The sequence below is a fragment of the Brevibacillus migulae genome (genome assembly GCF_004521915.1).
Lineage (GTDB): Bacteria > Bacillota > Bacilli > Brevibacillales > Brevibacillaceae > Brevibacillus_F > Brevibacillus_F migulae.
The window spans coordinates 265,382-282,311 of the sequence record NZ_SDKD01000004.1; the positions used below are offsets into that span (position 1 = coordinate 265,382).

Annotated in this window: 20 protein-coding genes; 10 read left to right on the plus strand and 10 right to left on the minus strand. The window is 50.7% G+C overall.

Annotation, left to right across the window (positions count from 1 at the left end; all coding sequences use genetic code 11):
* Positions 1 to 5: 5 nt before the first annotated feature.
* The gene (locus EIZ37_RS06670) at positions 6 to 896 is read left to right on the plus strand and encodes a Cof-type HAD-IIB family hydrolase (RefSeq protein WP_134683795.1); all 891 of its coding nucleotides are present in this window, start codon (positions 6 to 8) and stop codon (positions 894 to 896) included.
* A gap of 71 nt (positions 897 to 967) precedes the next feature.
* On the opposite strand, the gene EIZ37_RS06675 is transcribed toward EIZ37_RS06670, so the two are convergent.
* Positions 968 to 1,654 (minus strand): CidB/LrgB family autolysis modulator, encoded by a 687-nt coding sequence (locus tag EIZ37_RS06675; protein ID WP_134683796.1) that lies wholly within the window; start codon positions 1,652 to 1,654, stop codon positions 968 to 970.
* Complete coding sequence (locus EIZ37_RS06680) at positions 1,651 to 2,022, minus strand: CidA/LrgA family protein (RefSeq protein WP_134683797.1); 372 nt, start codon at positions 2,020 to 2,022, stop codon at positions 1,651 to 1,653. The genes EIZ37_RS06675 and EIZ37_RS06680 overlap by 4 nt, the downstream gene beginning before the upstream one ends.
* Before the next feature lie 109 nt (positions 2,023 to 2,131).
* Here EIZ37_RS06680 and cidR point away from each other — a divergent pair, with 109 nt between their 5' ends.
* Positions 2,132 to 3,022, plus strand: a complete 891-nt coding sequence (cidR, locus tag EIZ37_RS06685) for a cidABC operon transcriptional activator CidR (protein WP_134683798.1) — start codon at positions 2,132 to 2,134, stop codon at positions 3,020 to 3,022.
* A 13-nt stretch (positions 3,023 to 3,035) separates the two neighbouring features.
* On the opposite strand, the gene EIZ37_RS06690 is transcribed toward cidR, so the two are convergent.
* Both EIZ37_RS06690 and EIZ37_RS06695 read right to left on the minus strand, forming a co-directional pair.
* Complete coding sequence (locus EIZ37_RS06690) at positions 3,036 to 3,782, minus strand: SDR family NAD(P)-dependent oxidoreductase (RefSeq protein WP_134683799.1); 747 nt, start codon at positions 3,780 to 3,782, stop codon at positions 3,036 to 3,038.
* A gap of 78 nt (positions 3,783 to 3,860) precedes the next feature.
* Positions 3,861 to 4,688, minus strand: a complete 828-nt coding sequence (locus EIZ37_RS06695; protein ID WP_134683800.1) for an aldo/keto reductase — start codon at positions 4,686 to 4,688, stop codon at positions 3,861 to 3,863.
* 271 nt (positions 4,689 to 4,959) lie between these two features.
* Here EIZ37_RS06695 and EIZ37_RS06700 point away from each other — a divergent pair, with 271 nt between their 5' ends.
* Positions 4,960 to 5,253: an ASCH domain-containing protein gene (locus tag EIZ37_RS06700; RefSeq protein WP_407921121.1), complete on the plus strand. Its 294-nt coding sequence runs from the start codon at positions 4,960 to 4,962 to the stop codon at positions 5,251 to 5,253.
* A 12-nt stretch (positions 5,254 to 5,265) separates the two neighbouring features.
* Positions 5,266 to 5,706 carry a DUF2269 family protein gene (locus tag EIZ37_RS06705; protein ID WP_134683802.1) on the plus strand — a complete coding sequence of 147 codons (441 nt, stop codon included), beginning with the start codon at positions 5,266 to 5,268 and terminating at the stop codon, positions 5,704 to 5,706.
* A gap of 41 nt (positions 5,707 to 5,747) precedes the next feature.
* On the opposite strand, the gene EIZ37_RS06710 is transcribed toward EIZ37_RS06705, so the two are convergent.
* Complete coding sequence (locus EIZ37_RS06710; protein WP_134683803.1) at positions 5,748 to 5,939, minus strand: hypothetical protein; 192 nt, start codon at positions 5,937 to 5,939, stop codon at positions 5,748 to 5,750.
* A 27-nt stretch (positions 5,940 to 5,966) separates the two neighbouring features.
* Positions 5,967 to 6,230, minus strand: coding sequence for a hypothetical protein (locus EIZ37_RS06715; RefSeq protein ID WP_134683804.1), 264 nt, complete (start codon positions 6,228 to 6,230; stop codon positions 5,967 to 5,969).
* 380 nt (positions 6,231 to 6,610) lie between these two features.
* Here EIZ37_RS06715 and EIZ37_RS06720 point away from each other — a divergent pair, with 380 nt between their 5' ends.
* Genes EIZ37_RS06720 through EIZ37_RS06735 form a run of 4 tightly spaced genes read left to right on the plus strand, consistent with a single transcriptional unit; the run spans position 6,611 to position 10,664 of the window.
* Positions 6,611 to 8,050, plus strand: coding sequence for a glycoside hydrolase family 1 protein (locus tag EIZ37_RS06720; RefSeq protein ID WP_134683805.1), 1,440 nt, complete (start codon positions 6,611 to 6,613; stop codon positions 8,048 to 8,050).
* A 17-nt stretch (positions 8,051 to 8,067) separates the two neighbouring features.
* The gene (locus EIZ37_RS06725; RefSeq protein ID WP_134683806.1) at positions 8,068 to 8,373 is read left to right on the plus strand and encodes a PTS sugar transporter subunit IIB; all 306 of its coding nucleotides are present in this window, start codon (positions 8,068 to 8,070) and stop codon (positions 8,371 to 8,373) included.
* Between the two features lie 33 nt (positions 8,374 to 8,406).
* A complete protein-coding gene (locus tag EIZ37_RS06730; RefSeq protein ID WP_134683807.1) occupies positions 8,407 to 9,741 on the plus strand; it encodes a PTS sugar transporter subunit IIC in 1,335 nt (444 codons plus the stop codon).
* 17 nt (positions 9,742 to 9,758) lie between these two features.
* Entirely contained in the window at positions 9,759 to 10,664 is a 906-nt protein-coding gene (locus tag EIZ37_RS06735; protein WP_167568695.1) for an ROK family protein, read from the plus strand.
* Positions 10,665 to 10,673: 9 nt separating this feature from the next.
* On the opposite strand, the gene EIZ37_RS06740 is transcribed toward EIZ37_RS06735, so the two are convergent.
* Positions 10,674 to 11,420 (minus strand): MurR/RpiR family transcriptional regulator, encoded by a 747-nt coding sequence (locus tag EIZ37_RS06740; RefSeq protein ID WP_134683809.1) that lies wholly within the window; start codon positions 11,418 to 11,420, stop codon positions 10,674 to 10,676.
* Positions 11,421 to 11,601: 181 nt separating this feature from the next.
* Here EIZ37_RS06740 and rluF point away from each other — a divergent pair, with 181 nt between their 5' ends.
* Both rluF and ptsG read left to right on the plus strand, forming a co-directional pair.
* Positions 11,602 to 12,291 (plus strand): 23S rRNA pseudouridine(2604) synthase RluF, encoded by a 690-nt coding sequence (gene rluF / locus EIZ37_RS06745; RefSeq protein ID WP_134683810.1) that lies wholly within the window; start codon positions 11,602 to 11,604, stop codon positions 12,289 to 12,291.
* Positions 12,292 to 12,663: 372 nt separating this feature from the next.
* Positions 12,664 to 14,682, plus strand: coding sequence for a glucose-specific PTS transporter subunit IIBC (ptsG, locus tag EIZ37_RS06750; RefSeq protein ID WP_134683811.1), 2,019 nt, complete (start codon positions 12,664 to 12,666; stop codon positions 14,680 to 14,682).
* 65 nt (positions 14,683 to 14,747) lie between these two features.
* Here ptsG and EIZ37_RS06755 read toward each other — a convergent pair whose 3' ends face one another.
* The 3 genes from EIZ37_RS06755 to EIZ37_RS06765 form a co-directional block, all read right to left on the minus strand.
* Complete coding sequence (locus EIZ37_RS06755; protein ID WP_134683812.1) at positions 14,748 to 15,086, minus strand: YmaF family protein; 339 nt, start codon at positions 15,084 to 15,086, stop codon at positions 14,748 to 14,750.
* A 430-nt stretch (positions 15,087 to 15,516) separates the two neighbouring features.
* A complete protein-coding gene (locus EIZ37_RS06760; RefSeq protein ID WP_134683813.1) occupies positions 15,517 to 15,783 on the minus strand; it encodes an HPr family phosphocarrier protein in 267 nt (88 codons plus the stop codon).
* Between the two features lie 154 nt (positions 15,784 to 15,937).
* Complete coding sequence (locus tag EIZ37_RS06765; protein WP_134683814.1) at positions 15,938 to 16,792, minus strand: PRD domain-containing protein; 855 nt, start codon at positions 16,790 to 16,792, stop codon at positions 15,938 to 15,940.
* Positions 16,793 to 16,930 lie beyond the last annotated feature (138 nt).

Consider the following 16,930-nt stretch of genomic DNA (forward strand, 5'->3'; position numbering starts at 1 on the left):
TTTGCATGGAAACCACGGAAGTATGCAAAAAGCAAGTGAGATTGATCGCGACAGACATGGATGGCACGCTGCTCAACGAGTTGGGTGAGATCAGCCAAGAAAACCGGGAAGCGATTAAAGCGGCGCAGGCGAAAGGGATCAAGGTGGTCGTTGCCACCGGCAGATCGTATAAAGAGGCGGTTCCCCCGTTGCAGGCGGCCGGCATTACCTGCCCGATCATCTGTGTAAATGGCGCCGAGATTCGCGATGAACAGGGCGAGAAGGTCAAAAGCGTTCCGTTGTCCTACCCGACTTACCGGCAAGTAGCGGCCATTTTGGAGGACGCCGGGATCTACTACGAATTGTATACCGATAGCGGTACTTACAGCGATAATCGTGAAAAGGCGTTTCAGACCATGGTGGACTACTTGACGGCTGCCTATCCCGATTATCCGGAGGAAAAAATCAAGGAAAAGATTGATTTCCGCTTCGCTCGCGAAAGCTTTTCCATCGTGAATGATTATGACGAGGTGCTCGATCAGGACGCAGGCGTAGAAATCTACAAGCTGCTGGTTTTCTCCAATGATGAAGCCGCGCTGGCAGCAGCCGCCGAGAAACTGCAGCAGCTGCCGGAATTAGCCGTCAGCTCTTCTGCCAAAAACAATCTGGAGCTGACCAACCGTGGCGCCCAGAAAGGCATCGCCGTCAAGGAATTTGCGGCACAGCACCAGATCTTGTTGGAGGAAACGATGGCGCTCGGCGACAACTTCAATGATCTGTCCATGCTCAAGATCGTCGGTTACAGTGTAGCGATGGGAAATGCAGAGGAAGAGATCAAGCAGATCTGTACCTTTGTCGCCAACCGCCACGACAAGCACGGTGTTGCCCATGCGATACAGGAGCTCGCGTTGGTATAGACGCATATAGAAAAAGGGGAGGAACCAGGCGGAGCCATACAGGCTTCGAGCGAGGTTCTTCCCCTTTTCATTTAAGGCATCATCAGCACTGGCAGGAACCAGGGAGCAACCCCCAAGGTGATGAAAGCGGCCAGAATCATCGACAGACTCGACACTGTGCCTGTGATGGCGCTGAATTCAAATGCTTTCGACGTGCCCGCGCCATGTGCATTGGTCCCCAACATCACCCCGCGCGCGACTTCGTTCTCAATGCGCAGCAGCCGAATGATCGCTGGCCCGACTTGTGATCCGAAGATTCCGGTAATGATGACAAAGACAGCCGTAACGGCGGGAATGCCGCCAACCATCTCGGAAATATTCATCGCGATCGGTGTGGTGACCGAGCGGGGAATCAGACTGTCCACCATGCGCAAATTCAGATCAAAGAGCTGTGCCAGCAGGGCGGAAGTGGCAATGGCGACCACGGAGCCGCAGAGCACGCTGGCGATGATCTCGGACGCGTGCTTTTTCAAGGTGGCAAAGGATTTGTACAGTGGGATGGCAAAGGCAATCGTCGCCGGCTGAAGCAGATCCGTCAGCCAGGACGCACTCACATTGTACGTCTCATAGGGAATCCCGGTCCACAGCAAGAACCCCACGATCAACAAGGGGGACAGGATAAGTGGCGAAAAATACACCTTTGGCTTATGCTGGTACAGCTTTTTGGCTGCCCAATAAAGCACAACAGTCATGCTGATGCCGAACAGCTCCAACATCATGACAGCTTTCTCTCCTTTCGTTTCCCCATTCGCTGTGCCAGTACCCCGGTGCAGGCCATCGTGACGACCGTACTGATGACCACCACGAGGATCAGACGCAGACCATCATGCTGCAGGATTTCCTTGTATTGCATGATCCCGACGGCAGAAGGCACAAACAACAGCAAAAGCTCGGCAAGCAGCCATTTTGCGCCCAGATCGACCCATTCCAGGCGGATGATCTTGGTTTGCAGGAGAAAAAACAAGACGATGATTCCCAGAATGCTGCCGGGAATGTGTATCGGAAGCCAGCTGGCCAACTGATTCATCAGGCACGAAAAGACCAGCAAAAAACCAATCTGTATCAAGCTTTTGATCAAGACGAGCATGCAACTCTCTCCCTTCCGAGGAAAGTGTACAGCATGCATTAACATAGGTAAAATGAATATATGGAATCACAATCATTCCTATTGTCTATAGAAGAGGGAGATTAACGGGATGGACATCCGGCACTTGCAATACTTTGTAGAGGTGGCCCGCAGCAAAAGCTTCACCAAAGCTGCCGAAAGCTTGTATATCACACAGCCGACGATCAGCAAGATGATCCGCAATCTGGAGGAGGAATTAGGGGTGACCCTGCTGGACCGGGTCGGCAAAAAGGTCGAGCTCACGGATGCAGGCATGATCATCTATGAACAGGCCCAGCAAATCACCCAGGCGTTTCAAAATTTGACCGATCAGCTGCAGGATGTCATAAGTGTGAAAAAGGGGAGAATTCGCATGGGGCTGCCCCCGATGGTAGGGGCGAGTTTTTTTCCCGAGGTGATCGGCAAATTTCGCGAGCAATATCCGGGAGTCGCGATCGAATTGGTGGAAAACGGGGCGAAAAAGGGCGAGGAGGAAGTCCGACATGGCAGCCTGGATCTCGGTGTTGTCGTGCTGCCAACCGATGAGGAGGAGTTCCATTCCTTCTCCTTTGTCAAAAAGGTGTTGAAAGTGATCATGCATCCCTCCCATCCGCTTGCCCAGCGTGCGGCAGTTTCCCTGGCCGAGCTGGCAGAGGAGTCATTTCTCCTGTTTCGGGAGGATTTTGCTTTGCATGACCGCGTTATTGAAGAGTGCATCAGTGTAGGCTTTCGTCCGCATGTAGTTTATGAAAGCTCCCAATGGGATTTCATTCGGGAAATGGTAGCGGCCAATCTGGGGATTGCGCTGCTGCCGGAGACCATCTGTGAAGGCATGGACCCGGCTCGCATCCGCGTGGTTTCCCTTGTCGATCCGGTGATCCCATGGCATTTGGCGATGATCTGGAAGAAGGATCGTTACCTTTCCTTCGCTGCCCGTGAATGGATCCGGTTTACCCGCAAGCATATGGAGAACAAAGAGTAGAGGCTTGTCTCCTCTACTCTTCGTATATCATTTTTCGCGTCATGCCGCCGTCCACGACAAGATTGGTCCCCGTCACAAAGTTATTGGCGGGATCAGTCAGGTACAAGCAGGCACGGGCAATATCCTCGGGACGCCCGACACGCTGGGAGGGATGCTGGAGATGATCGACCTCACGGAGGCTTTCGTAATCACCTGTCTCGATCCAACCCGGACTGATGGCATTCACGGTGATCCGATCGGGACCGAAAGACACCGCCATGGCGTGTGTTAGGGCGAGAATGCCCCCTTTGGTAGCTGCATAGCTTTCGGAATTCGGCTCGGACATCAGCGCGCGGGTCGAGGCGAGGTTCACGATCGAGCCGCCGCCATGCTTCCTCATGATTTTCGCTGCTTCCCGCGAGCAGAGGAAGGTCGCCCGCAGATTGGTGTTGATCACGGAGTCCCATTCTTCCACCGTCAGATCGTAGGGAGAGATAAACGCGGTGATGCCGGCGTTATTGATCAGGATATCGATCCGCCCGTGGTCGGCTCCCACCTTCTCGATAAATGCGACGATCTCGTCCGGCTTGCGCAGATCCACAACATGCGATGTCGCTGGATAGCCCGATTGTTGAATGAGGGACAAGGTTTCCTGCAGCTCCCCGGCATCCTTATCGACGAGTACCACATTGGCTCCTTGCTGTGCATAGGAAACAGCCACGGTACGGCCAATTCCTTTTCCTGCCCCTGTCACGATGACTACTTTTTGCTCAAAGGACATAGCGCCCCTCCTTATCGAAGTGGAGTGAAAGAAGAAAGGTGCCTCATAGGAAGCACCTTTCTATTATGTAGCCGTTCTTTAAAAATTGAAGTTATCCGGGTCAGAACCGAAGCGTTTGTTTTGATTGAGCGCGTCGATTTTCTCCATATCCTCCGCAGAGAGCGTGAAATCGAAAATATTGGCGTTTTCTTCGATCCGGTGAGGAGTGACCGATTTTGGAATGGTAACCACGCCGTTTTGCAGATCCCAGCGAAGCACGATTTGCGCTGGCGTTTTTTGATATTTCTCCGCAAGCTCAGCCAACAGCGGCACATCGAGGTTGCCTTGCATCAACGGGCTCCACGCTTCCAGCTGAATGCCTTTATCCTTGCAGAAGCCCAGCAGCTCTTTTTGGCTCAAGAGCGGGTGGAATTCTACCTGGTTGACAGCAGGAACAATGTCGCTTGCCTCCAGGATATCATTCAAATGATGAATATGATGGTTGCTGACGCCAATCGCGCGGACCAAGCCATCTTTATATAGCTTCTCCAAAGCCTTCCATGTTTCTACATACTTTCCTTTGACCGGCCAGTGGATCAGGTAGAGGTCGAGGTATTCGAGACCCAGTTTCTTTCTGCTGGTTTCAAAAGCCTGCAGGGTGGACTCATAGCCTTGATCGGAGTTCCACACCTTGGTGGTAATGAACAATTCTTCGCGGGCAACGCCGGATTCCTTAATGGCTTGACCGACTCCCTCTTCGTTGCCGTAAACAGCAGCGGTATCGATGCTGCGATATCCGGATTGAATCGCATGCTTGACGGAAGAAATGACCTCGTCTCCTTCTTTCACACGCCATACACCCAGACCCAGCCAGGGCAGCTTCACCCCGTTATTAAGTGTTGTCGATTCCAGTAACGGTTGCGCCATTTGGTAGCCCTCCTCAACGAATGTAGGAATTATGTCCGCATGTTCGCGGACCATAAGCCCTCTACATACGGATTATAAGCCAAGTTTCCCTTGGTAGAAAGTAGGAATTCAGTGCAAATGTGTTTGCGGATCAAACCAAAGGATTTCCAGAAAACACCGTTGGTATGGTATTCTAAGACATGATGACCAGATTGTGAGGAAAGGGTGATTTTACTTGAGCAATCCGCATGAAAATCAGGTATTGCCTCCAAAGACCTGTACCATCGATCGCATGATCACATTGCCTGCCGATATTGAAAAGGTAATCAAGGGACAAAAAACAGCCACACGTCGAAACGGGAGATATGCCGATGTGGGAGAAATCATGGAGCTTCAGGGACATCGCTATGTCGTGGAGCGCGTCTATTCGCAGTCATTAGGGGAACTGACCGATGAGCATGCCCGGCAGGAGGGATTCGACAATCTGGAGGCTTACAAGCAATCCATCTTGTCGATGCATCCGGGAATGCCATGGTTGCCGCAGATGAGAGTGTGGGTTCATGAATTTCGCCCGGTCGAGGCATAGCGTATGCAATAAATGAGTACGCTTTATCCGTTCTTGCTGTATATTCACATCGTGAGCGCGATCATGTCGATCGGCCCCTTTTTTGTGCTCATCCCCATGGTCAAAAAGCTGCGGGAGGCGAGCGAGCAGGAGGAGCAGGCCTATGTGAACACGTTTCGCTTTGTCATTCAGCTGGCGAAGCATGCGGGACATGTGCTGGTGGTCTCGGGCATCCTGCTTCTGTTAAGCGGACCATGGGCGTGGACAACGTCATGGGTCTTGATGACGATTATCGTGATGGTCAGCTCGCTGTTCTTTTTGGCGCGAGCCTTTTCACCAACCTTGCGAAAGCTGCGTGATTCGCAGCAGGATCGGGCCAAGCTGGTGCAAAAGCTGCAGCGCGCCATCTGGATCTACCTTGCATTATTGGGGATCATGCTGTGGTTTATGGTTACAAAGCCCGTTCTCTGGTAAAGAAGAAGAGCATCCTGATGGAAAAGGATGCTCTTTTTTCGTCAAGAAACGGACAATAGCTTTTGGGTGTGGTCGTGCTCGGAATCGCCGCACCCGCATGGCTTCTCTTCTATCTTTACCGTTTCCAGCATATAAGCCGGGAAGGACGGATAGCCAAACTCAATAATATCGGCGCAAGTGCCGCAAATGCCTTTTTCTTTTGTTTGTTCCTGACAGAGTGGGCACTGATTCATGGGAAGACCCTTCTTTCTTATGTGAAATTAAACCAAATTCAAGCGGATTTCGTCGTTCATTTGCTGGATGCTCAAGCTTTTTCCGTCATAAAACCAAGCATCATCCTGCTTGATGAAAAAAGTCACCTCGTCGCAGGTGAGGCAGTAGTCTTCCACGCCACGCACATCCTTTTCGACGCCGAGAAAGAATCCTTCTCCCGCTCTGACAAACAGCCGGATGGCTTCACCATTTTTCAACTCAAGCGCTTTTTTATAAAACTCGGCTACGGGTGGGGTCAACTGAAATCTCATGATTCTCGCTCCTTTTGATTCAGGGGGCAGATTCCCGCCTGCAATTATGTGAAACAATTCACAAGGAGGTGGATTTAAAAAAGCATCTATCAGAGGCTTTCGTGCGAACGTCTATATTGTCTTATTGTGAATTATTTCACTTGTTTTAACACCTTTATCGTACATCTGCTGCTGCGAAAAGACAACCGAGTTCACCTATTTAACATATTTGCTTGAAGACAACCCGTGCGCTGGTGTAACACAGTGTTCCGTGGATGGAACAGATACCAATCGTAGCGAACAAGGTACCAAATGATCAAAACGGATTTACTTTCCATGCTTGAAAGCGTTTACTGAAAAACAAGAGAGACCCAAAACGCAAGACGAAGGAGTGAAGAAAGGTGGAACATCGTCAGCTACGTCCTTTTCCCCATACGTTTTTATGGGGGTCAGCTTCTGCCGCTTATCAGGTCGAAGGCGCCTGGAACGAGGATGGCAAGGGGCCGTCCGTCTGGGACCGATACACAAAGCTTGAAGGCACCACATATAAAGGTACAAATGGTGATGTGGCCGTCGATCACTACCACCGCTATCAAGAGGATGTCCAGCTCATGGCCGAGATGGGGCTCAAAGCGTACCGCTTTTCGATCGCGTGGAGCCGGATTTATCCGCAGGGCCGTGGTGAGGTAAATGAGCAGGGGCTGCAGTTTTATGACAATCTGATCAACGAGCTGCTGAAGCATGGCATCGAGCCGATCGTCACGATCTATCATTGGGATGTGCCGCAAGCCTTGATGGATGCCTACGGAGCATGGGAATCCAGAGAGATAATCAAGGATTTTGACGCTTACTGCGTAACCCTGTTCAAACGCTATGGCGATCGAGTCAAGATCTGGGTCACCTTGAATGAGCAAAATGTGTTTATCGGGTTGGGCTACCGACTGGGCATTCATCCTCCCGGGGTGAAGGACTTGAAACGCATGTATCAAGCCAATCATATCGCCAACCTTGCCAATGCCCGTGCGATTCAATCGTTTCGCCGGTATGTACCGGACGGAAAAATTGGTCCGAGCTTTGCCTATGGCCCTGTCTATCCGTACGATTGCCAGCCGGAGACGATCCTGGCCTTTGAGAATGCCGAGGAACTGAACAATCATTGGTGGATGGACGTGTATGCCTGGGGCCAATATCCGTCTCTCATGTGGAGCTACCTCGAAAGGGAAGGGTTCGCACCCGAGCTTGCCGATGGGGATAGCGAGTTGCTGCAGGCAGGAAAGCCGGATTTTATGGGCGTCAATTATTACCGCACCACTACGGTCGCCCATAATCCGCTCGACGGGATTGGCGAAGGCACCATGAACACGACGGGGAAGAAAGGGACCAGTCAGGATACCGGCGTGCCCGGATTATTCCGCACCATACGCAATCCTCATCTGGAAGCGACCAACTGGGATTGGGAAATCGACCCGATCGGCTTGCGCGTAGGTCTGCGTCGCATCGCCAACCGCTATGGACTTCCGGTGTTGATCACGGAAAATGGGTTGGGCGAGTTTGATCATCTGGAGGATGGAGATGTCATTCAGGATGATTACCGCATCGCCTATCTGCGCAGCCATATCGAGCAGATCCAGGGGGCCATCAGCGACGGTGTCGATGTGATCGGGTATTGCACATGGTCCTTCACCGATCTGTTAAGCTGGCTGAACGGGTACCAGAAGCGGTATGGCTTTGTGTATGTGAACCGTGATGAAGAAAGCGAAAAGGATTTACGCCGCATCAAGAAGAAAAGCTTCTACTGGTACCAGGGCGTGATCAAGGCCAATGGTATCCAAAAAGAATAAAGGGAGAGTCGGTCTTTATGAAAAAGATTTTATTGGTATGCGCTGCAGGGATGTCCACGAGTCTGTTGGTCAACAAGATGAAGGAGCACGCAAATGAAATTGGAACCGAAGTGGAGATTTTTGCCCTGCCTGTTTCCGAATGCAGCTCGGTCGCGGATGAGGTCGATGTAGTGCTGCTGGGACCGCAAGTGCGCTATCAAAAGGCTCAGGTGGAAAAAGTCGTGAAAAAAGAGACGCCGATTGAAGTGATCGATATGAGAGATTATGGGACGATGAACGGAAAAGGCGTATTGGAGCGGGCATTGAAGCTGATCGCGAATTAACTGAGAAGAAGAAAGAGGAGTAGGGGGAGCGACATGAGTGCGTGGATGGAGAAGTTTGAGAGTCTGGTCGAGCGTTTTCTGGTACCCGTCGCAACAAAGTTGAACTCACAACGGCATGTATGTGCCGTTCGTGACGCATTTATTCTCTCATTTCCGATAACCATGGCAGGATCGATCATCATTCTGTTGAACTTTGCGATTTTATCACCGGATGGGTTCATCGCGAAAATCTTGTTCCTCGGGAGTCTGTTTCCCAATCTGGCAGACTATCAGCAGGTTTTCACCCCGGTATTGCGCGGATCACTCGACATCATGGCCATCTTCATCGTATTTCTGGTCGCGCGGAATCTGGCCATTTCCCTCAAGGCCGATGAATTATTATGCGGATTGACAGCGCTTTCGTGTTATTTTATTATCTATACGCCATATGTGGTCGTAGAAGGGCAAAATCACCTGACGACCAGATGGATGGGACCCCAGGGATTATTTGTGGGCATTCTCGTTGGCCTCGTGGTGGGCGAAGTATTTTGCCGCCTCTCTCATGCCAAACGCTTGCAAATCAATATGCCGGCTCAAGTGCCGCCCGCGATTGCCCGCACGTTTAAGGTGCTGTTTCCGATTGTGTTTATTACCGTAGGGTTTGCTGTACTTAGTTTCGTTATTTCGCAATATTATGAAAAAGGGATCCATGAGCTGGTCTATACGCTTCTCCAGGCACCACTGCGGGATATGGGGACCAATATCTTCACCGTCGTGCTACTCGGGATCATCTCCAATTTCTTATGGGTGTTCGGGATTCACGGCCCCAATACCGTCGCGGCGATTCGTGAAACCATTTTTGCAGAGGCGAACCTGCAAAATCTGGCGTACGCCGCAGAAAAGGGGACAGCATGGGGGGCTCCTTTTCCAGAGACCTGGGCATTGAACGATGCGTTTGCCAACTATGGCGGATCCGGCATGACCTTGGGGCTGATCATCGCCATCTTCATTGCCTCCAGACGGAAGGATTATCGCGATATCGGAAAATTGTCAGCCGCACCTGGACTGTTTAACATTAATGAGCCCGTGATTTTTGGGCTGCCAATCGTCTTGAATCCGTTGTTCCTCATCCCGTTTATCCTCGTACCGGCAGTGAATACGGTCATCGGCTATCTGTTCATCAAAATGCAAATCATTCCGCCGATCGCCTACGCGATTCCCTGGACGACACCGGGGCCGCTGATTCCGTTTTTTGGCACGGGCGGCAATCTGATGGCTTTGGTGGTTGGATTGCTCTGTCTGGCTGTCTCCACGATCATCTACTTGCCGTTTGTCATTGCGGCGAACAAAACCGTAGCACAAAAAAGCGACGAATCCGTCAGCGGGTAAAAGAGGTGACTGTCAGCGTGTCTCTCTATTTGGCATTTGATATTGGAGGAACCGATGTAAAGTGGGGATTGATCGACGGGGAGGGTGAAATCCGCCTGCAGGATCAATTCTCTTCCAACCATGCAGATGGAGATGCCATCTTGCAAGGGATGGTGGATCAATACCGGAAGCATGCCGCGCAAATCACAGGGGTGGCGATCAGCGCCCCGGGGTTTGTCGATCCGGATCGCGGTTATTTGGAAACAGGCGGTGCCATCCGTTCGTTTTACGATTTTCACATGAAGGCCTACTTGGAAGAACGGATGCATGTGCCGGTAACCGTCGAAAATGACGTGAACTGTGTCGCCTTGGCGGAGAAATGGAAAGGAAATGCACAGCAGGATACCGATTTCCTGTGCCTGACGATTGGCACGGGTGTCGGCGGAGCGCTCTTTTTACGCAATGAACTGTACCGAGGCCACGGGTTTCGCGCTGGTGAATTCGGATTTATGATTACCCAAGGCTTGCACAATCACATCCCCGTGGAATGTACGATGAGCAGGGTCGGGGCCATGCGGGCTTTGCGGGAAAAATATGCGATGGCGATGAATCTATCCCCGCAGGAGGTGACCGGATTTGATGTCTTCGCAGCCTATGATCGGCAAGAGCCCATAGCTGTCCACCTCGTCGGGATGTTTTTGCAAAATATCGCGATCGGCATTTATAACCTCTGCTACATCTTGAATCCGAAAAAGATCTTGCTCGGCGGGGGTATCACTTCGCGAGAGACGCTGCTCGCGGAAATCAAAGGACATCTCGCTTATCTGGGGGTTACAGATAAAGAAGTGGAGCTGGACCTCTGCCATTTTCGGAACAACGCCGGGATCGTCGGCGCCGTCTATCACCATCTTCAGCAGCAAAAGATAGGAAAAGAGCCGCTGTAGAGCTACCTGTTAGCTCTGCGACGGCTTTTCCTTTTGGAGCTGGGCATACGTCGCTTTTGCCAGCGTCTCCAGCAAAAAGACAACGGGAATCTGCGTCGTAATGTTGGCGTCACCCATGTACTCCGGGGTGACATAGTAAGACAGGTTATGGTCGGACATGCTGCTCAGGGTGCAGTGGGTTTGATTCGTGATGCTGATAATCACACTGCCTTCTTCCTTGAACTGATGGACTTGGGACAGAGTCGTCGGCGTTTCTCCGGAGACGGATAAGACGATCGTGACGCTGTCTTTCAGCATCTGCCCGTGAATCGGAAAGAAGGGATCTTTGATATGCAGGGAAAACTTTTTCAAATTGGAGAAGAAACGTGCGCCATACTCAGCCAGAATGCCTGAGCTGCCGACACCGATAAAGATCACATGCTTGGCATCCGCGATCAAGGCGGCTATGGTGTTGATGCTCTCATCGTAGTCTTGCGAGAGTGTGCGAGTGAGAAACTCTTTGGCGACATGCTTGGTGCTGGCGAGCTGATGCTTTTCATTTTCCTCCAGGTACAGTTTCAGCTTCACCTTGAATTCGGAAAATCCGTCACATCCCAGCTTGCGGCAGAAGCGGAGTATCGTCGTGGTCGAGACATGCGTTTCCTTCGCGAGATCACGCACCCGCATATAGACGATTTTGTGGGCATGGAGAATGATATAGTTGTACAGCATGAATTCAAGCTCGGAAAAGCTGGCGATTTTTTCACTTGTAAACATGCCACACCTCGCGACTCTGGTATCACAACATTGTGAATCCATTATACACTTTTCCGCGCATGTTCTGATACAGTAGAGAGGACAGGGTTACCGCATGGGGGCTTTCGGCAACACTGAATGTGGGACGAGCCCCAAGCCGGCTTACATACCGATTAATGTTCATAAGAAGGGATTTCAACGCATGAGAATCAATAAGTTCATCAGTGAAACGGGAATCTGCTCGAGACGGGAAGCGGATAAATGGATTCAAGACGGACGCGTCACGATCAATGGCGTGGTGGCAGAGTTGGGCAGCACGGCCGAGCCCGGTGACGATGTGCGCGTCGATGGAAAGCCGATCGGACAGAAAAAGAAACCGATTTACATCGCCTTAAACAAGCCGGTAGGGATCACGTCTACGACAGAAAGGCATGTGGAAGGCAACATCATTGATTTTGTCAATCATCCGGAGCGCATCTTCCCCATTGGCCGGCTTGATAAAGATTCTCAGGGGCTGATTTTGCTGACAAACGACGGCGATATCGTCAACAAGATTTTGCGAGCAGAAAACAACCATGAGAAAGAATATATCGTGACTGTGAACCGCCCCATTACGCCTGAGTTTGTACAGGGTATGTCCAGCGGCGTAAAGATTCTTGGCACGAAAACGAAGCCGTGCAAGGTAACGCGCCTCGATGATCGTGTATTTCGGATTATCCTCACCCAAGGTTTAAACAGACAGATTCGCCGCATGTGCGAAGTGTTTGGCTATCGGGTGATGAAGCTGGAGCGTATCCGCATCATGAATATACGCTTGGATGGCTTGAAAATCGGGCATTGGCGCAATTTAACCCCGCAAGAGCTCAAACAGCTGATGTCATATATTCAGTAGATTTTGGGAAAAATTTCACAAAAATCCATGCTTGAAATATGTTTGATCGGGTGATACATTATCAGCAGGAAATGAAAAATTGGGTTGCGAAGCAAAGCGTCAGCCTTTCGTTTGCAAAGGCTTTCACATTTGCCTTTCCTGAACTGTTTGATCTTGATAACTTGATACGCTGCGTGTTACTGATTCGATCAGGCATGAGAAAAAGAACGTGATGAAGCGTGGGGTGCATACCCGTAACGCATCATTGCCGTTGTTTTCCTCATGCCTTTTTGCTTTTTGGTTGACTCTTCACTCGCACTGATTTTTCCTTTTCCCCTGGCACATACTACGTGCAAGGAAATAAAGCTACGTAAGCAGAAAAGAGGAGCTGTTATGTTTAAGAATGCTTTTGGTACCCTGCAAAAAGTAGGGAAAGCATTGATGCTGCCAGTAGCCATTTTGCCGGCAGCGGGGATCCTGCTCGCATTCGGGAATGCGCTGCACAACCCAACCTTGCTTGCCCAGATGCCGTTTTTGGAAGCGCACTGGGTGCAATTGATTGCCAGCGTGATGGAGCAAGCGGGCAACATCGTATTTTCTAACCTGTCACTGCTGTTTGCCGTAGGTGTTGCCGTCGGTCTCGCTGGCGGTGAAGGGGTAGCGGGTCTGGCCGCAATCATCGGATACTTGATCATGAATGTGACGATGAGCGTGATCGCAGGTGTGACCCAGGAGCAAATCGCAAAAGATCCATCTCTGGCCAATGTACTGGGGATTCCTACGATCCAAACAGGAGTATTCGGCGGTATCATCATCGGGATCTTAGCCGCAGCGATGTACAACAAGTATTACAAAATTGAACTTCCATCGTATCTCGGCTTCTTCGCGGGGAAACGTTTTGTGCCGATCATTACTTCCGTGTTCTCCCTGATTCTCGGGATTCTGATGGTATTCATCTGGCCGCCCATCCAAGGGGGACTCAACGCTTTCTCCCACAATATGATTGACGCAAACCCGACACTGGCTGCATTTATCTTTGGTGTCATTGAACGCGCTTTAATTCCGTTTGGTCTGCATCATATTTTCTACTCACCGTTCTGGTATGAATTCGGAGAATATACGAATGCGGCAGGGCAAATCATTCGCGGTGACCAAAAAATCTTCTTTGAACAAATCAAAGACGGGGTAACTCTCACTGCAGGTACGTTCATGGTAGGGAAATTCCCATTCATGATGTTCGGATTGCCGGCAGCAGCATTGGCCATCTATCATGAAGCGCGTCCTGAGCAAAAGAAACTGGTGGCGGGGATCATGGGTTCTGCCGCATTGACCTCGTTCCTGACAGGGATTACGGAGCCAATCGAGTTCTCCTTCCTGTTTGTAGCACCGGTGCTGTTCGCGATTCATACGATCTTTGCCGGGTTGTCCTTCATGATCATGCAGATCCTGAATGTCAAAATCGGGATGACCTTCTCTGGCGGTGTGATCGACTTCCTGCTGTTCGGGGTGCTGCCGAACCGTACGGATTGGTGGCTGGTCTTCCCGGTAGGCTTGGCGTTTGCCGTGATTTACTATTTCGGATTCCGTTTTGCGATTCGCAAGTTCAACCTGAAAACACCAGGTCGTGAAGATGTTACAGAAGAGAATCAAGCAGGCGGCAATGTGGAAGCAGGCGAGCTTGCGGCTAACGTCCTCGATGCAATGGGCGGAGCAAGCAATATCGCGCATCTGGATGCGTGCATTACACGTCTGCGCGTATCTGTGAATGACATCAAAGAAGTAGATAAAAACCGTCTGAAAAACCTGGGTGCATCCGGGGTGCTTGAAGTAGGCAACAACATCCAAGCGATTTTTGGGCCGAAATCGGACAATCTGAAATCGCAAATCGCGGATATTATGCAAGGCAGAACGCCGCGTGCGACTACGGCAACGGATACGCGTCCAGCTGTCGTAGATGCAGAAGCAGGTCAAAAAGAAGACATCATCGTTCCGTTGAAAGGCACCATTTTGCCGATTGAGGAAGTGCCGGATGCGATGTTCTCGCAAAAATTGATGGGCGACGGCTTTGCCATTGATCCAACCGATGGAACCGTCGTGTCTCCTGTAGACGGAAAAGTAGCGAACCTGTTCCACACCAAGCACGCGATGGGCATCGTCTCTGATCTGGGCCGTGAGATCCTGATTCACGTAGGGATTGATACGGTGAAGCTGAACGGCGAAGGATTCGAAGCGCTGGTGTCCGAGGGCGACTACGTGTCACAGGGACAGCCTCTGTTGAAGGTCGATCTGGAATATGTCAAAAAGAACGCTCCATCCATCATCACACCGATCGTCTTTACCAACCTCAGAGATGGGGAAACGGTAAGCGTCGATCGCGAGAAACGGACCGTTCAGATCAAGCAAAACGGATAAAATGAAGAAGCTGCTGTCACTGTGAAGGTGACGGCAGCTTCTTCTTATCCACCAGTTGTTGTTTTTCACATGATTGCCCTGCCAGTTCCCCCGCGGTAGTAATGAATGTGTCCATCGTTATAAGTGGTTTGCCCCGAAAATTCGTGGTAATGGCTCCCGTCTGGCAAAGGAATAGGCGGACCTGTCCACCCGCTGAAATGATGCACATGCCCATCATCAAAGGTAGTGGTTCCTTCATAATAGTGGACATGCTGATTTCCATAACCTTGTGGAGGAGAGGTTCTTCCACGCACCCGATGCCGATGCCGATCATTCACGGTGGTTGGAGTGTCATAGTCATGCAGGTGGCCTGGTATATCAGAAAATCTTACAAAGTGCAATGAATGACTGTGCTTACCTTTCAATTAGAAACGCCCCTTTGCCCTTCATTTACCATAGTAAATGCGGGTCACAGACGTTTCGAAACGGACAGTGGTCCATAGAAGGGTGATTATGCAAGGATTATGGTTACGATGACTGCAACGGCTACGTGAGGAAGGGAAGAGAGGGACGGGCGGAGTCTTTGTCACACCTGCCAAGGTGGAGCTTCCAAAAACGGGACACGCTTGTCGCGCAACCTCTACGTTTGAATTTGCTTCTTCGAACCTTTTGCGTGACGTACCGTTTTTGGAAGCGGAACCGGACAGTTTCAACCCCCTTGCCGGTGTGGCAAGAACGCAGCCCGCGCTCTCTTCCCTTCCCCCACCACTATNAACCCCCTTGCCGGTGTGGCAAGAACGCAGCCCGCGCTCTCTTCCCTTCCCCCACCACTATGAATGCACAAACCCCAAAATGTCACGCTTCCTCATGCGACGCTTCGATTATCTCGCCAATCGCTTCGATCGCTTCGGCCTCGCCCTCACCATTCGCCGTGACAGTCAGTCGATCCTGAAACATCGCGGCCATCGACATTACTCCCATGATGCTTTTTCCGTTCATGCGTTTTCCATCCTTTTCAAGGATGATTTCACACGGAAACGTGATTGCCACTTGGACCAGCTTTGTAGCTGGTCGCGCATGAATACCCATATGGTTGTGGACGGTAAATACTTTTTGGATCATGTGCATTCTCCTCATTTCGTAATCTGTGCTTAGTATCACCTAATCGGCGGAATACCAAAAAAGCATGAGAGATGAAGCTGATCGACAGCAGATTGCGCGGACCAGGATCAAATCCCATGCTTGGGTTTCATAGCGATTGCCAAAGGAGGCTGATCTAGTTGACAACCTTGGCGAGGCGTTGGATGTGCAGGGTGAGATAGCTGACTTCGGCTTCGGATATATCGAGCTTCAGCTCATTTTGCATGATTTTGACCAATTTATAGCTCAAATTGTAGCAAACCGGGTATTCGCGCTGAAGCAAGGCACTGAGCGGGTGATTTTCCCCCAGTCCTTGCTGCTTTTGGGCGCGGTCAATGGCAAAGCGGATATGGGTCACCAGTCGGGCGTAGTCGGTAGAGGTCTTGTTGATCGTGATCGACAGCTCTTCCTCGATCAGCTCCACCAAGGTCGTGATCAACTGGGAAAACTGGGTCATCTCCGCGATGCTCTGGTTGCTCTTGATCGTTCGCAGGTGCAGGGTGATGAAACCAAGCTCATCCTCAGGCAGCTCTATGTCCAGCTTGTCTTTGATCAGCGGCAGCAATTTTTCCGCGAGCGCGTATTCCAAGGGATAGAGATTCTTGACCTCATGCAAGAATGGATTATAGATGCGAATCCCTTGCCGAATGCGTTTGATCGCAAAGGCGATGTGATCGATAAAGGAAAACACGAATTGCTGCGAAAGCTCCTGATCGAAAGCCTTTTCAACAATTTCCAGATAGGAATTGATCGCCGTCATCAGCTCATCGCCGGTTTCGGAGAAGAGCTGCAGCATGGCTTCCCGGTTATTGGCCGAGGAAGGGATGAATACCTTTTCGATGGCGTCGCTATGCGGGATGGTGTCATTTTTCGTCCGCTGAAATCCGATGCCTTTGCCAAGCAGGATAACCTCATAACCCGAATGATCCAAAGCAAGGAGAGCATTATTGCTAATGATTTTTTTGATTTTATAAGGCTTTTTTTCGTTCATCGGGTTTCTCTCCTTCTAAGGACGCTGCAAGAAAACATCACTCTTCATCTTACCATGAAAAAAGAAAGAGGGAAAAGCGAAGAAACTGCTGCTTTCTATGATAATTCCATGATGATGAACGGAGAGTGATATCCCAAC